The organism is Micromonospora sp. DT43 (assembly GCF_049841645.1).
Classification (GTDB): Bacteria; Actinomycetota; Actinomycetes; order Mycobacteriales; family Micromonosporaceae; genus Micromonospora.
In genome coordinates this window covers 178506-192109 of the sequence record NZ_JBNCKR010000010.1, presented here as the reverse complement: position 1 = coordinate 192109, position 13604 = coordinate 178506, and the positions used below count along the sequence as shown (strand labels likewise).

General features: G+C 73.9%; 8 protein-coding genes. 7 read left to right on the top strand and 1 reads right to left on the bottom strand.

Annotation, left to right across the window (positions count from 1 at the left end; translation table 11 throughout):
• Positions 1-3 precede the first annotated feature (3 nt).
• Positions 4-618, bottom strand: a complete 615-nt coding sequence (locus tag ACLQ26_RS23100) for a TetR/AcrR family transcriptional regulator (RefSeq protein WP_425746410.1) — start codon at positions 616-618, stop codon at positions 4-6.
• A gap of 63 nt (positions 619-681) precedes the next feature.
• On the opposite strand from ACLQ26_RS23100, the gene ACLQ26_RS23095 reads away from it, so the two are divergent.
• The 7 genes from ACLQ26_RS23095 (at position 682) to ACLQ26_RS23065 (ending at position 13528) form a co-directional block, all read left to right on the top strand.
• Positions 682-1623: an NmrA family NAD(P)-binding protein gene (locus ACLQ26_RS23095; protein WP_425746409.1), complete on the top strand. Its 942-nt coding sequence runs from the start codon at positions 682-684 to the stop codon at positions 1621-1623.
• A 113-nt stretch (positions 1624-1736) separates the two neighbouring features.
• Positions 1737-2552, top strand: coding sequence for a thioesterase II family protein (locus ACLQ26_RS23090; RefSeq protein WP_425746408.1), 816 nt, complete (start codon positions 1737-1739; stop codon positions 2550-2552).
• Positions 2549-9181, top strand: a complete 6633-nt coding sequence (locus ACLQ26_RS23085; protein ID WP_425746407.1) for a condensation domain-containing protein — start codon at positions 2549-2551, stop codon at positions 9179-9181. The genes ACLQ26_RS23090 and ACLQ26_RS23085 overlap by 4 nt, the downstream gene beginning before the upstream one ends.
• A gap of 12 nt (positions 9182-9193) precedes the next feature.
• Positions 9194-10582 (top strand): MFS transporter, encoded by a 1389-nt coding sequence (locus tag ACLQ26_RS23080; RefSeq protein ID WP_425746406.1) that lies wholly within the window; start codon positions 9194-9196, stop codon positions 10580-10582.
• A complete protein-coding gene (locus ACLQ26_RS23075) occupies positions 10579-10809 on the top strand; it encodes an acyl carrier protein (RefSeq protein ID WP_234591281.1) in 231 nt (76 codons plus the stop codon). The genes ACLQ26_RS23080 and ACLQ26_RS23075 overlap by 4 nt, the downstream gene beginning before the upstream one ends.
• Complete coding sequence (locus tag ACLQ26_RS23070) at positions 10806-12503, top strand: hypothetical protein (protein WP_425746405.1); 1698 nt, start codon at positions 10806-10808, stop codon at positions 12501-12503. Before ACLQ26_RS23075 ends, ACLQ26_RS23070 begins: the two co-directional genes overlap by 4 nt.
• Positions 12500-13528: a 3-oxoacyl-ACP synthase III family protein gene (locus ACLQ26_RS23065; RefSeq protein WP_425746404.1), complete on the top strand. Its 1029-nt coding sequence runs from the start codon at positions 12500-12502 to the stop codon at positions 13526-13528. Before ACLQ26_RS23070 ends, ACLQ26_RS23065 begins: the two co-directional genes overlap by 4 nt.
• The last annotated feature ends 76 nt before the right edge of the window (positions 13529-13604 follow it).

The window sequence follows — 13604 nt, the reverse complement described above, 5'->3', positions numbered from 1 at the left end:
GGGCTAGGAGTCGCCCGTTCCGTGGCGCAGTTGGGCGAATGCCTGGTCCGCCTCGACGATCGCCTCGGGTTGCACATCGCGCGCGGTTCGCCCATCGGCGATCCTCTGCCAGTTGGTCCGCGCCAGGACGCGGTGAACCGCGATCACCTGGGCGGCCTGCAGTCGGGCTCCGATGCCCGGGCCGAGGACGGCGGCCAGTGCGGCCTCATCGTCGAGCATGTACTGCGTGAGTCGTCCCGCCAGGCTCGGGGTGGTGAACACCAGCCGATGAAACGCCACCACCTCGGGATGATCATTGAGACCGGTGACCGGCTCGAAGCGATCAAGACCGGCTCGGAAATGCCTGTGCAGCGCTGTCACCGGCGCGGTGTCGGGCCCACGGTCGCGCACCACGCGTGCGGCCTCACCGTTGTGGTCCGCGAAACGGTGCAGGACCAGGTCTTCCTTCGTGGCGAAGTAGCGGAACAGGGTCGGTTTCGACACCTCGGCAGTGGCGGCGATGTCGGAGACCGATACCTGCTCGAACCCGCGCGCCAGGAACAGCGAGATCGCCGCGTCGGCGATCGCGTCCCGCGTTCGCAGCTTCTTGCGGGCGCGTAGCCCGACCGGCTCGATCACGTTGCCAGACTAACATTCGTTACCGAGTTGCTTTTTTAACTTGGTAACGCTTCCATGGGGGACATGGAACAGATGGACACCCCGCTGCACTCGATCAACGACGGTGAGATCGCCATGACACCCGCAGGAGGACCTCCGGTACTTGTCACAGGGGCGACCGGCCGCGTCGGACGCGGCGTCGTTGACCTGCTGACCGCTGCGGGCGTGCCGGTCCGCGCCCTCGTGCGCCGCTCCGAGACGGCGGCGACACTGCCCACCAACGTCGAGATCGTCACCGGCGATCTCACCGTGCCCGAATCGCTCGACGCCGCACTGCACGCCGTCAGTACGGTCTTCCTGGTCTGGACCGCTCCTGCGCAGACCGCGGCGGCCGTCGTGGAGCGGCTTGCCGCCCAGGCGCAGCGGGTCGTCTACCTGTCCGCACCACACCAGACCCCGCACCCGTTCTTCCAGCAACCGAACCCGATGGCGGCGTTGCACGCGGAGATCGAACGGCTCATCTCGGCCGCCGGACTCGACTCGACGATCATCCGACCAGGGATGTTCGCGTCGAACGCCCTCTCCTGGTGGGCCGCCGCCATCCGTGGCGACGGCGTGGTCCGGTGGCCGTACGGCGCGGCCGAGACGGCCCCCGTCGACGACCGAGATGTGGCCGAGGTCGTCGCGCGGACCCTGTGCGAGGACGGGCACGCAGGCGGTGACTACGTCCTGACCGGCCCCGAATCACTCAGTCAGGCCCAACAGGTGAGCATCATCGGTGACGCGCTGGGCCGCCCGATCGCGTTCGAGGAGCTGTCGCCCGACGACTTCCGACGCCAGATTCCGGAAACCGCACGCTCGGCGGTGGACATGCTCCTGGCCGCCTGGGACGCCACGATGGGACACCCGGCGTACACCACGTCGACGATATTCGACATCCTCGGAACACCACCGCGAACCTTCCGCCAGTGGGTCACCGACCACGCCACCGCCTTCACCGAGAACCCCCACCCGGCGAACCCCTGACCACCCTCGGCATCACCTGACCTGCTCACTCGGGTCGCGCGCAGCGGACACCCCGAGGAACCGTCAGCCGACGCTAAGACCGCTGTCACGGCCCGTTCCTAGCGTGTGCGGGCATGGCGACACCACACGTATCCGTGCCGACGACCGCCACCCGAGCGGCCGGCGCAGCAGCCTGGTTGAGCTGCGTCGCGCCCTGCCCGGCCGCTCGGCTGCGGCTGGTGTGCCTGCCGTACGCAGGTGCCGGCGCTGCCGCGTACCGGCCGTGGGCCAGTCTGCTGGGCGACGACGTGGAGGTGTGGACCGCGCAGTTGCCCGGCCGTGAGCGTCGGCTGGCCGACCCGCCGCTGAGCACGATGGACGAGCTGGCGCCCCCGCTTGTCGACGCGATCGTCGCGCGGGTGCCGGCGCCGTTCGCGATCTTCGGCCACAGCATGGGCGGCCTGATCGGATACGAGGTGGCCGCCCGCCTGGTCGCGCGGGGCGGCCCCGTACCGCAGCGTCTGGTGGTGTCGGCAGCCCGTCCGCCGCGAAACGCCGCACCGCTGGGCGCGGCGCACCGCCTCGACGACGCGGCGCTGACCCGGTGGCTGCACGACCTGGGCGGAATCCCCGACGAGATGCTCGCCGACCCGGGGCTGTTGGAGCTGATCCTGCCCACCGTGCGGGCCGACCTGACGGTGGTGGCGTCGTACCGGCCGGCGACAGTGCCGCCGCTTCCGCTGCCGGTGGACGCGGTGGCGGCAGCCGATGACCCCCTGGTCAGCCCGGACGAGGTCGCCGGCTGGGCGGCCTGCACCGACGCCGGTTTCTCGCTGACCGTCGTGCCCGGCGGTCACCTCTACCTGCACGACTCCCCTCCCCCGCTGTCCCGCCTGCTCGGCGGCGAGACGGCCACCGACCGCGCGTACGTCGAAGGGGCCACCCGATGACCCAGGACCTGCACCCGGACCTCGCCGACCTCACCCCCGAGCAGCGGGAGCTGCTGGCCCTGCGCCTGCGGCAGAGCCGTGCCAGCCAGGCTCGCGCCGACCGATCCGACGCTGCCGACCCGACGCCGACCCCCGCGACTTACCCGCTCTCCTTCACCCAGGAGCAGCTCTGGTTCCTGGATCGGCTGGAGCCGGGTACGCCTGTCTACAACGTGCCCTTCGCCGAACGGGTCAGCGGGCCCCTGGACGTCGCGGCGTTGCACCGGGCGGTCAACGCGGTGGTGGCCCGGCACGACGCGCTGCGCATCGTGTTCGCGTCCGTCGACGGCGTCGTCACCCAACGGGTGTCGGACGCCCTGGAGGTGCCGCTCCCGGTCCTCGACCTGACGGCGGTGCCGGAGTCCGAGCGGCAGGCGGCTGTCGACCGGGAGGTCGCCGCGCACGCGGCCGTCACCTTCGACCTCACCAGCGGGCCGCTGCTCGCCGTACGGCTGCTCGCCCTCGCCGCCGACGAGCACCTGCTGTTGGTGACGGCGCACCACATCGTCTTCGACGCCTGGTCGGCAGGCGTGTTCGTCGAGGAGTTGGTGAGCTGGTACGGCGAGTTCGCCGCCGACGTGCCGGCCGGGCTGCCCGCGCTGCCCACCCGGTTCGTCGCGCACGTCGCCGCACGCCGCCGACCGGAGGCCGAACGGGAGCTGGCCGGCCACCTGGCGCACTGGCGGGAACGGCTCGCCTCGGCGCCGGCCCGCTCGACACTGCCACCGGACCGCCCCCGCCCGCCGGTGCAGACCCACCGTGGCCGGAGCCTGCCGTTCACCGTCGACGCCGAGGTGACCGACGCTCTCGCCGGGCTGGCCCGGGGTGCCGGGGCCACAGTCAACGCGGTGGTCCTCGCCGGGCTCACCGCCCTGCTGCGGCAGGCCACCGGCCAGGACGACCTGCTGCTCGGCATGCCAGCGGCCGGCCGGGCGAGCACCGACCTGGAACCGCTGATCGGCTGCTTCGCCACCATGCTGGTGCTGCGGGTGGACACCGGCGGCGACCCGAGCGTGCGCGACCTCGTCCGGCGGGTGCACCGCACGGTGAGCGAGGCGTACGCGCACCAGGAGGCCCCGTACGCGCGGGTGGTGGAGGAGGTCCGGCCGGTCCGCGACCCCAGCGTGAATCCGCTGTTCCAGGTGCTGGCCACGATGACCGACGGCGGGGTGCGGCAGCGGCAGGCAGCCGGGGTCACCTTCCGGCCGGTGCCCGCGGAGAGCGGCCTCACCGATTTCGACCTCTTCGTCAGCCTGACCGTCCAGGGCGACCGGATCGAGGGCGCTGTCGACTTCAACGCCGACCTGTACCTCGACGAGACCATCGCCGCGACTGTGGGCCGGCTGCCGGAGCTGCTGCGCGCCATGGCGGACTACCCGGACCGGCCGCTGTCGGAGGTGACCGGGCTGCACCGGCACCGCATCGCCCTGGCGGCCACGTTCACAGTGGACCCGCTGCGCGACCCAGTGGAGTTCTGGCTGCGCTTCCTGCGCGTACCCGCGTCGGTGGAGCTGGCCGGGTACGGCCAGTTGGTGGCCCACCTGCTGGCCGGGCCGACGGCCGAAGCCACTGTCTGCCTGCTGCGCTGGGAGGACTGGCTGCGCCGACAGGACGACACCGCAGGCGAGGCGGCCCTGGACGCGGCGATGGACGACCTCGACACGGCGGTGGCCGCGTACCGGCGGCGCACCGACGCCCCGCTGCTGCTTGTGGTCTGCCCGGCGTCGCCGCGCGCCGCCGAACGGCACGGCGAGTGGTCCGGCCGGCTCGACGACAGGCTTGCCGCGTTGGCGGCCCGCACCCCGGGGGTCCACGCGGTCTGGGCGGCCGACCAGGCCGGCGCCTATCCGGTGACGCCTGTGAGCGACGAGCGCGCGGACGAGTTGGGCCACGTGCCGTACACGGGCGAGTACTTCGCGGCGCTGAGCACGATCGTGCTGCGGGAACTGCGGCGGCTCGTGGGCCAGCCGCGTCGGCTCGTGCTCGTCGACGGCGAGCGGCTGCCGCTCGACAGGCTCGCCGACGCGCTGCCCGGTCACGAGGTGCGGCCGTTCTCGGCCGGCGAGCTGGCCTGCGCCGATCCGGCCACCACAGTGGTGCTCGACACCGACGCGGAGGCCGTCGCGGCGCTGCGCGACGCGTACCCCGGTGTCCTCGCGCTGGCCGTGCCGGCCGGATGGGACGAGCTGCGTCGGCTGCTCGCCCACGTCTGGCCGCTGGACCCGCCCGCGCCGGTGCCGGCCAGCGGGCCGAGCGGGCTGCTGACGACGATCGGCGCGGAGCGGGCCGCGTACGTCATCGAGGAGTTGAGCACCGCCGCGGCGATCGCCGACCGCAGCCGCCCGGCCCCCGCCCGCGTCGAGGCAGGCGACGAGGAGATCGTCGCGCCGCGCACCCCGACCGAGGAGCGACTGGCCGGTCTGTGGGCCGCCGCGCTCGGCGTCGAGCAGGTAGGCGTGACGAGCGACTTCTTCCACCTCGGCGGACACTCGCTGCTCGCCACCGGCCTGCTGTCGCAGGTGCAGGCCGAGTTCGGCCGGGAGGTGTCGCTCTACACCCTGTTCACCAACCCGAGCGTGGCCGGGCTCGCCGCCGTTCTGGACGCCGACCCGGACGCCACCGCGCTCGCCCCGCTCACGCCCGCCCCTGCGGGCACACCGGCGGTGGCGTCCTCGGCGCAGGTCCGGCTCTGGGCCCTCGACCAGCTCGGCGACGACGTGGTCCGGCACAACACCACTGCCGCCGTCGAGCTGCGCGGCGACCTCGACACGACGTCGCTGCGGCGGGCGTTCGACGACGTGCTGGCCCGGCACGACGTGCTGCGGACCACCTTCGCCGACCGGGGCGGCGAGCCGGAACCCGTCGTGCGCCCGCACGTCGACCCGTGGCTGGAGGCGCTTGACCTGACCGGCCTGCCGGCGGCGAAGCAGGCCCGGGTGGTGCGCCGGGCAGCCGCCGAGCTGGCCGCGCACCGGTACGACCTGGCGGCCGGCCCGCTGGTGCGGGCCCGCCTGCTGCGGCTGCCGGACCGGCGCTGGCACCTGCTGCTCGGCATGCACCACATCGTCTGCGACAACACCTCGTGGAGCATCCTGCTCGACGACCTCGCCACCCGGTACGCCCACCACACCACAGGCGTCGACAGGCCGCTGCCGCCGCTGCCGGTGCAGTTCGCCGACTACGCCCGACACCAGCGCGACTGGTTGGCGTCGGCGGCCGTCGAGCCGCACCTGACGTACTGGCGGGAGCGGCTCGCCGACGCGCCGCCGCTGCTGGATCTGCCCACCGACCACCCCCGGCCTGCCGAAAGCTCGGACGTCGCCGGCTACCAGGCCCAGCGGCTGGGCAGCGGGCTCGGCGCGGCGGTGCGGGAGCTGGCCCGGGCGGAGGGGGTCACCCCGTTCGCCGTGCTGCTTGCCGGTTTCGCCGCCCTGCTGCACACCGAGAGCGGGCACCCGGACGTCGTGCTCGGCGCACCCACCGCCGGCCGCGAACGCGCCGAACTCGCCCCGCTGATCGGCTGCTTCGCCGACCTGCTGCCGCTGCGGATGGACGTGGGCGGCCGGCCCACCTTCCGGCAGTTGGTGACCCGGGCGTACCGCACGGCACGGGAGGCGTACCGGCACCAGGGGCTGCCGTTCGCGACGATCGTGGAGGCGCTGCGGCTGCCCCGGCAGGCCGCGTACCACCCGCTGTTCCAGTGCGTGCTCAACGTCCTGGACGGCGCCGACGAGCTGCCGGAGTTCGCGGGGCTGACCGCCACGCCTGTCGACGTGCCGAGCGTCGGCGTCGACTTCGACCTCTTCCTCAGCGTCACCTGGCAGGGCGACGACCTGCACGCCGACCTGGCGTACCGGGCCGACCTGTTCGGGCCGGAGCGGATGATCCGGCTGCTGACCGGGCTCGCGAAGGTGCTCGACGAGGGGGTTCGGCGACCGGACGCCCCACTCGGCGGGGGACGGCGCGCGCCGGTGCCCCGCCGCCTCGCGCCGCCCGTGCCCCGGCTTGTCGTCGGCGGAACCGTCGAGGTGCCGGGGCTGGCGACGGCCGTCCGCTTCTGGACCGGGCTGCTCGGCCTGCCGCACGCCCTGGAACAGCTCGCGCCCGGCGCGCTGCTGCGGCTGCTGCGCGACCCGGCCGCCGGCCTGGCGACCGGCCGACGGGACCACAACGCGCTGGTGCTGCGCTGGGAGGACCGCCGGACACCCGGCCCGCTCGGCGCGGGCATCGTCGGGCTGCGCGACTTCCACACCGAACTGCTGGCGGCACTTGACGTCCACCGGGAACACAGCGCGGCGGCGCTGACGATCGCGGTGTGCCCGCAGTCGCCGCCGTACCGGACGTCACAGTGGAACGCGGTCCTCGCGGAGCTGACCGCACGGCTGGCCGAGGCCCGGCCGGACGTCTGCGTCGTCGCGGTCGAGGCGTGGGCGCGGCGCTACCGGGTGCCGGAGCTGTTCACCGGCGAGGACTGGTCACCGGAGCTGGCGGCGGTCACCGCGACGCTGCTGGTGCGGCGGGCGGTGCGGCACCCGGCCCTGGGCCGGCTTGTCGTACCGGCCGGGCCCGCGCACCGGCAGGCCGAGCTGGCCCGGCTGCTCGCGGCCCAGGCCCGGTTCGGACGCGAGGTGCTGCTCACCACGACGCCGCAGGGCGCGCAGCTGTCCGCGCTTGTCACCGCCGGAATCATCGGGTACGCCCCGACCCCTCCCACCGACGCGGCCACGCTCGTCCTGCACCCGGCCACCGAGCCCCCGCCACCGGACACCCCGGCGCTGCCCTTCGACCCGGCGCACGGGCCGGTGGGCGTGCTGCGGGGCCTCTGGTCCCTCGACGCGGCCGTCTCCGGGGACGCCGACGCGCCTGTCGACCGGATTCCCGCCGGGCTGCTCGCCGAGGTGGCCACCGAGCTGGGCGACGCGGCGGCGCTGCGCGGCGCGGTCACCGACGGGTACCGACGCTCGGCCGACCGCGCCGCCGCCGCACCGCGCACCGACCGGGAACGTCAGCTCGTGGCGATCTGGTCGGAGCTGCTGCGCACCAACCAGCTCGGCATCAACGACGACTTCTTCGCCGTCGGCGGTGACTCGCTGCTCGCGATGCAGCTCGTCGCCCGCTGCGCGACGGCAGGCATCCAGGTCACCCCGCGACAGCTCGTGCGCCACCCCACGGTGGCCGAGCTGGCCGCAAGCCTCGGAGAGGCGACTGTGGCGCTGGACGCCGAGCAGGGCGCGGTGCACGGCGACGCCCCGCTGACCGGCGCGCAGCGCTGGTTCACCGACCTGGTCGCCCCCACCATGGGCCGGCCCGCCCTGTTCAACCACCCCTACTACCTTCAGCTGGCCCGTCCGCTCCCGGTCGAGCTGGTCCGCGAGGCCGTCCGCCTGCTGGTGGCCCAGCACGACGCGCTGCGGCTACGACTGACCCGCCAGCCGGACGGGAGCTGGCGTCAGCACCACGCCGACCCCGCCGACGCCGTCCCGTTCGTCAGCCACGACCTGACCGGCCTTCCGGTCGACGAGCGGGAGGCCGCAGTCGAGGCCCGCTGCGCCGAGGCGCAGACCGGCCTGGACCTCACGGCCGGCCCGCTGGCCCGGGTGGCGCACTTCCGGCTCGGCCCGGAGCTGCCCGACCGGCTGCTGCTCGTCAACCACCACCTCGTCGTCGACGCGGTCTCCCGGGGCGTGCTCCTCGCCGACCTGGAGACGCTCTGTGACCAGCTCGAACGCGGGGTCGAGCCGGCGCTGCCGAAGAAGACCACGTCCTACCGCGCCTGGGCGCGGCGGCTGGCCGAGTACGCGGGCTCCGCGGCACTGCGCGAGCAGGTGCCGTACTGGCTGGCGCAGGCCGACGACGGCGTGCTGCCCCGGCTGGCCGACGAGCCGACCGGCACGCCGTACCGCCTCGGTGACCTGGGCCTGGCCACCGTGACGCTGGACGAGGCGGCGACCCGGGGACTGCACGCCGCCGCCCGTCGACTGCGGGCCAGCGTGCGGGACCTGCTCGTGTGGGCAGTGGTGGCCACAGTGGCGGGGCGTACGGGTGGCGCGGTCACCGTCGCCACGACCGGCCACGGCCGCGAACCGCTCTTCGACGACGTGGACGTCAGCCGCACCACGGGCTGGTTCCAGGTGCTCTACCCCCTGCGGCTGGAGCTGCCCGCCACCGCCGACGCGGCCCGCTCGGTCCGCTCGGTGATCCGCCAGCTCGGCCGGGTCCCGGACAACGGCATCGGGTACGGCCTGCTGCGGTACCTGTGCCCGGACGAGGACGTCCGCGCCCGGCTGGCCGCGACGCCGCCGCCACTTGTCGCGGTCAACTACATGGGCGGCTTCGGATTCGACGACGTCGCCCCGGCCACCCAACTCCTCGACGTCTGCGCGGCGCCGTTCGGGCCGACCGAGGACCCCGACGGGCACTGGCCCTTCCCCTTCGACGTGACGGGGTCGCTCACCGGCCCCGCGCTCCGCGTCGATCTGAGCTACGCCACTCCGGCCTTCCGGCCGGAGACCGCTGAGAACCTGCTCGACGGCATCCGGACCAGCCTGTTGCGGCTGGCCGGAAACCACGGGCAACCGCCACGGCAGTAGGAGGAGACCCCCATGGCGTTCCGACGCCCGTCCCGGTTCGCCGGGTTCACCACGATCTGGTTCGGCCAGCTGCTGTCGGCGCTCGGCACCCGGATGACGAACTTCGCCCTGAGCATCTGGGTGTGGGACGCCACCGGCCGGGCCTTCGACCTGACCATGCTCATGGCGTTCGCGTTCGGCGCGACAGTGATCTTCAGCCCGATCGCCGGCGCGCTCGTCGACAGGTGGGGACGCCGACTGACAATCGTGCTCAGTGACGTCGGCTCGGCGGTCACCACGGCCGCCGTGCTGCTGCTGTTCCTCACCGGCTCGGTCGAGGTGTGGCACCTGTACCTGGTCAACCTGGTCACCGGCGCGTTCCTCGCGTTCCAGCTGCCGGCGTACCAGGCGACCATCACCGTGATGATGGAGAAGGGCCAGTACCCGAGGGCCAACGCGATGATGTTCGCGGTCCGGACCATCCCGGTGATCTTCGCCCCCGGTTTCGCCGCCGCGCTGCTCGGCCTCATGGACATCAAGGTCATCCTGTTCGTCGACGCGCTGTCCTACCTGGTCGCGATCGGCGCGGTGCTGCTGGTGAAGCTGCCGTCCATCCCCCGCTCGACGCAGCAGGACGAGGGCGGCTTCTGGTACGACACGATCTACGGCTTCCGCTACATCCTGGCCAGCCGGGCGTTCACCGGGCTGGAGGCGATCATGTTCGCCATCAACGTGCTCGCCGCGGTCGGCTTCGCCCTGCTGGTGCCGCAGATCCTGGCCCGCACCGACAGCAGCACCAACGCGGTCGGCCTGGTGCAGACCATCGGCGCGGTGGGCGGTGTGGCAGGCGCGCTGCTGCTCGGCCTGCTGCCCAACACCCGCCACAAGATCCGCCGGATGCTCGTCGCCATCCTGGTCTTCAGCGTCCTCGGCCGGATCGTCTACGGCGTCGGAGACAGCATCATCGTCTGGTCGGTCGCCCTGCTCTTCCTGCACCTGTCCATCCCCTTCATCGACGGGTACGCCCAGTCGGTGTGGCAGGAGAAGGTCGAGCCGTCGCACCAGGGCCGGGTCTTCGCCGCCCGCCAGTTCATCGAGGACCTGGCGTACCCCGGCGGCACGGCCCTGGCCGGCATCGCCGCGGACCGCTGGTTCGAGCCGATGATGCGCGACGGCGGGCCGGGGGTGCCGTACTTCGGCTGGCTCGTCGGCAGCGGACCCGGCGCCGGAATGGGCCTGATCTTCGTGATCGTGGGCCTGTTCGGCATCGGCGTGGCCGCCGCCGGGTTCGCCTCGCCAAGCCTCCGCCGGATGGAGGTCGACCTGCCCGACTACGACGAGCCCACCGACCCGCCCGCCCCGCTGCCCTCGCCGAGCGGCACCGAGGAGCTGACCGACGACCGCGCGGTGGTGGCGAAGTGACGCTCACCGAGGTGGTGGCCGGGGTCCTGGAGGTCGACCCGGCCGAGGTGACCGACGAGTCCGGGCCGCAGACCATCGGCACCTGGACCAGCCTGCGGCACCTGCAACTGGTGGTGACCCTGGAGGAGGTCTACGGGCTCTCCTTCGCCTTCGAGGAGATCCGCGACGTGCGCAGCGTCGGCGAGCTGCGGACCGTGCTGCGCGCCAAGGGCACGGAGACCCGATGAGCGCCGACCTGTTCACCCGACGCACCCGCTGGCAGGCGCTCACCCGCGAGCCGCCAACGCCGGCCCTGCGCGTGGCGCTGCTGGCCAGCTACACGGTGGACCCGCTGGTGCCGTACCTCGGCCTGGGCCTGCACGACACCGGCCTGCCCGCCACGCTCGCCGTCGGCCCGTTCCAGCAGGTCGTCCAGCAGTGCCTCGCCACCGACGGCTTCCTCGCCGAGGCGCGACCCGACGTGCTTGTGGTGGCGCAGCGCCTGGAGGAGGCCGGTGATCCCGGCCCGGCCGGCGACGCGTGGGCGGCGGAGCTGCTGGCCGGGGCGGAGGCGGCAGTCACCGCTGCGCGCCGCCACGGCGCCCTGCTGGTGTACGTCCTGCCGCCCGTCCCCACCTCCCGCCCGTACGGGCCGGCCGACGCGCTGCACGCCGACGGGGTGAGCGCCAGCGCCACAGCCGTCCGGCAACGGCTGCGCGACCGGCTGGCCGGCGACCCGTGGGTGCTGCTCGTCGACGCCGACGAGGCGGTACGGGCCGTCGGGGACGAGCGGGCGTACCACCAGGCGCTGTTCCGGTTCGCGAAGGTGCCGTACACCGAGGAGGTCTTCGCGCGGCTCGGCGCCGCCACCGCCGCTCTGGTGGCCTGGTGGTTCGGCGCGGGTTGCCGCGCGCTGGTCCTCGACGGCGACGGGCTGGCCGGTGGCGCAGTCCACCTGCTGCCGGCGCTGCGTGACCTGCGCGCGGCAGGCGTACGGGTGGCGTTGCGGGCCACCGGCGTCGACTGGTGGTCGAGCGCCGACGCCACGGACCTGCTGAGCGTGCTCGACGGCTGGGTCACCGACGACCGGCCCCTGGCCGACCAGCTCGCCGAGATCGCCGACGAGCTGGACGTCGCGCCGGCCCAGCTCGTGCTGGCCGGCACCGGCCCGGCGCAGTCGCCGCCGCGACACGTCCCGCTCGGGGCCGACCCGGCTGGCTGGTCGGACGAGCTGCGGGCGGCCGGACTGACCGGCCGGCTCCCTGCCCGACGGTGGAGCGGCGGCACGTCCCGGCCCGCCGTCGCGCCCACCGAGCTGTCCCTGGACGACTTCGTTGCCGGCCTGGACGTGCACGTCGACTACCTGCCGGTGGCCGTCGCCGAGGTCGCCGAGGTCGCCGAGGTCGCCGAGGTCGCCGAGGTCGCCGAGGTCGCCGAGATGGTCGCCCGCGCGCACGACTTCGCGCTGGCGCCCGCCCCACCGGCCGCCGCGCTGGCCGCGCGGGCCGCGGACCTGCTGGCGATCCGGGTACGCGACCGGCTCGGCGACTACGGCATCGCGGGCCTCGTGGCGCTGGACCGGTCCGTCGACCGCTGGACAGTCGACGTCTTCTCCCTCTCCTGCCCGGTGCTCGGCAAGGGTGTCGAGGCGGAAGTGCTGCGGGAGCTGACCCGGCGTGCCGGCGCGGCCGAGGTCGGCGAGGTGCTGATCCGCTATGCCGACACGGGCCGCAACGGCACCGCCCGGCGCTTCCTGTCCGAGCTGGACGGTGTCGCGCCCGCCGACCCCCGGGTCCGCCTGCGCGCCGCCCGCACCGACGCCGACAACGACGCGACGGCCGACCGGGGCACGACGGACCGGGCCACCACGGACCGGGCCACCACGGACCGGGCCACCACGGACCGGGCGACGACAGACCGCGCGACGGCGGTGCGGCGATGAGCGGCCCGCCGGTCGGCGTCGGGGTGGCCGCCCTGGCCCACGTGCTCGGTGAACCCGTCGACGTGGCGGCGGCCGCTGCCGCGTACACCAAGGATCTGGACCGTCTGCGGTCCTGGGAGTACCGCGCCTTCCACCGGGCCGGCCCCGGCGTCGGGGTGACCGACCTGGCGGTGGTCGCCGGCGGCACGGCCCTGGACCGGGCCGGACTGTCCGCCGCCGATGTGGACCTCGTGGTGCTGGCCATCCCCGACCTGGCCGAATACCTCTACTGGGATCCGGCCGCGCACACCCAGGCCCGTCTCGGCGCGCACCGGGCCGAAGCGGTGCTGCTCAACCAGGCGTGCGGCGGTGGGGTGGCCGCGTTCGACACGGTGGCCGGACGGTTCGCCACCCACCCCGAGTACCGGACGGCGCTGCTGATCGGCGCGAACCGGGTGTGCGAGCCGTACTGGAACCGGATGGAGGTCAACACGAGCGTCTTCTCCGACGGAGCGGCGGCGGCAGTGCTGGTGCGCGATCATGACAGGTGCCGCTGGCTGGCCACCGAGACGATCACCGACGGCCGGTACGCGGGCTTCATGCGCATGCCCGTCGGTGGCGCGGCACAGCCGTTCACCCCGGACGGCGGCACCCCACGCGTCGGTGACCCGGCCGACCGGCTCAACGAGTTCTTCGCCGGGGACGTACGCCGGATGTTCCGGTTCGTCGCCACCATCCGCGAGCGCAACCGGCAGGTGGTGGAGGCGGCGTGCGGCCGGGCCGGCGTGACGCTTGCCGACGTCCGCCGGTTCGTGCACTTCCACGACAACGCCCGACAGTTCGCCGAACTGGCCAAGGACCTCGGCGTGGAGCTGGAGCGGACAAACGTCGAGCTGGCCCTCGCCCACGGCCACATCGGCTGCGCCGACCAGCTCATCGGCCTGGAACGCCACCTGGACAGCGGCGAGCTGACCGACGGCGACCTGGTCGCCCTGACCAGCACCGGCAGCGGCATGCACTGGGTCTGCACCCTGCTGCGGGTCTGACCTGCCGCACCCAGCGACGGGAACGCCCTGCCGGCCCCCGTCGACGACCACCCCGCCCGGCGGGAGAGGAAGGACA

Coding starts and splice junctions, on each gene's coding strand:
- ACLQ26_RS23095 (WP_425746409.1), top strand. CDS start 682: ATGGAACAGATGGACACCCCGCTGCACTCGATCAACGACGGTGAGATC.
- ACLQ26_RS23090 (WP_425746408.1), top strand. CDS start 1,737: ATGGCGACACCACACGTATCCGTGCCGACGACCGCCACCCGAGCGGCC.
- ACLQ26_RS23085 (WP_425746407.1), top strand. CDS start 2,549: ATGACCCAGGACCTGCACCCGGACCTCGCCGACCTCACCCCCGAGCAG.
- ACLQ26_RS23080 (WP_425746406.1), top strand. CDS start 9,194: ATGGCGTTCCGACGCCCGTCCCGGTTCGCCGGGTTCACCACGATCTGG.
- ACLQ26_RS23070 (WP_425746405.1), top strand. CDS start 10,806: ATGAGCGCCGACCTGTTCACCCGACGCACCCGCTGGCAGGCGCTCACC.
- ACLQ26_RS23065 (WP_425746404.1), top strand. CDS start 12,500: ATGAGCGGCCCGCCGGTCGGCGTCGGGGTGGCCGCCCTGGCCCACGTG.